This window comes from Vibrio sp. 10N.239.312.C11, assembly GCF_041466065.1.
Taxonomy (GTDB): domain Bacteria; phylum Pseudomonadota; class Gammaproteobacteria; order Enterobacterales; family Vibrionaceae; genus Vibrio; species Vibrio tasmaniensis_A.
The window spans coordinates 1-2,071 of record NZ_JBFSRZ010000123.1; the positions used below are offsets into that span (position 1 = coordinate 1).

Sequence of the window (2,071 nt, forward strand, 5' to 3'; positions counted from 1 at the left end):
TTTGAAAAGCGAAATGTCGCTTAGCTAAGTGTCCAGTCTGACTGGAGCAGATCATACTTTTGTTACAGCTTTTGCAGCTAGTAAGAGTCGAGCGAACTCTGCAGGACTATAGCCTTGCGTCTCAGCAATAAAATGCTGCTTTTCTAAGGTTCGGCCTTGCGCCAAAAGTAGATAGAACTTCGCAATGTCGTAGACATGAACATATTGGTTATAGCCTATAGACGGCACACCTACTTGAATCGTTTGGCTAGCGAAAGATTCTACAATTCGTTTTAGCTGACAATCCTCACCGCCATAAACCAAACTAGGACAGTAGACGACGTGCCACCTGTTTCTAATAGCGCTATGTATCGTTTCTACGTCTAATCTAACGGCGTCTAAGGGTTTCAGTCTAAACTGTCTCAAATCAGCGCTAGAGGCGTTGCCAAATAGCCAAACACCTGATGTATGTATCTTTGTTGCTCCTTTAGCAGCAAGTAGGTCTAACTCAGAGAGCAATTCCTGCTCCACATCGGCAATTTCATGTGCGGAGAATTGTGACCAATGTGGACGCGCACAATTCACAACCACGTCAAAGAAGCCTTCATAGTCAGCTCTATCTTTTATTAACCCAACTAAAGGAGGAGTGACGACTTTGTCTCTACCGTATGTAAAAACTTCAAAGCCACTTTTTGTGAATAGCGATGTAACGTGACGACCAATGTATCCACTAGCCCCCGCAATTAGTACTTTCGTTATTCCCTTATTCTCTCCATTACACATAACCAATGACATGCATCTCCCTTTGAAGAAACATTCTTCAATATGCGATCAGCCAATACACTCTTGGCATTTATGTGTTGATCGCGTTAACAAGCCCCTTTGATTCCAAAAAGTATTGTGATGTGAATAGTTAGATATCAACCTTTTCTGTGAGCCTTGCTTTCAATTTTATGCCCAACTTAATGTGGGCTTTGGGTTGAACCATTGGCTCTAAGCCAAACTGCTTTCTTGTATTATTCAATAACAAAGGCGGTAACTTTTCTTCACAGTACATGGCGTATTTTTCAAAGTACAGTCTCGAGTATGCACCATCAGCGATATCAAAAGGTTCATCAAGTTGAAGTCGCTTATGTTTAACCCAACCTTCGAGTGAGTACCAACATGATAGATATAAAGGCCCCCAAAGATTCAGAAAATGCTTTTTTGATACCAAATCATGAGTAGCAAAGTACCCCATTCTCTGCAACGCGACACTTACAGCTTGAGCTGCTTGTAATTCTTCTTTGCTCCATGTCGATACATAATCCACACTAACGTCACTAGTTACCTGACTATAAGGCTCTCTTTTGTGAGCGTCTGTCACCAACCTAATCGCAGGTTTTAATGCTGACATCTCTTCCATCGCCCAATTCAACAATTCGGCGTTACGACTTCGGGTCGATTCCTCAATAGATTTCGAACCTTGTTTCAGTCCAACCAGTAAGACGAAAGTTAAAATAACCATGACCATGTCCATTACACCGGAGACACCACTCCAATCAAACTCATGGAGCTTTACTGTCACTTCTTTTGAAATGTCTATTGCTGATGAAATTGTTAGAAATAAAGACGCAACAAACACCGATAGTAAGACAATGTTTAATATTATTTTTCTCATAACCTTCGTCCAAAAATTTTGTATACCAAATCAATACTTTGCTAAATAGTAACCTAAGTAATTACCAACATTAAGTAACTCTTTTTACCAGTCAAAAACCGTACGTAGTTGATGCCAAAAATGGTGAGCTATACTTATAAGAGAACATGGTTCACTCAGATAAGCATAATTGGATAGACGAGTTATCGCCGCTTTAAGTGGCTGACATAGCAACCACCTAACCTCAACCATTGTACCGAAAACACTAAAGTTGATTCGAACTGGAAATGCCAATCGTTTAGCATCATGCTGATATAGATAATAATCGCTTGTTATGTGCTTTCTATTGAGGGCTATCTCCTGGGTTATCACGATACCAGGCTTCGAGCAGTTCCCGACCATTGATCCGCACCAGCAGTTTTGGACACTGAGTTAAGTGAGTACAATCACTAA

Annotated in this window: 1 protein-coding gene and 1 pseudogene; both read right to left on the reverse strand. The window is 40.8% G+C overall.

The features are described from left to right. Window positions 1–54: 54 nt before the first annotated feature. Window positions 55–774 (reverse strand): annotated as a pseudogene (locus tag AB6D07_RS22850) (NAD-dependent epimerase/dehydratase family protein); the annotation flags it as partial. A 118-nt stretch (window positions 775–892) separates the two neighbouring features. Beyond that, window positions 893–1,639 (reverse strand): hypothetical protein, encoded by a 747-nt coding sequence (locus AB6D07_RS22855; protein WP_017061792.1) that lies wholly within the window; start codon window positions 1,637–1,639, stop codon window positions 893–895. Between the last annotated feature and the right edge of the window lie 432 nt (window positions 1,640–2,071).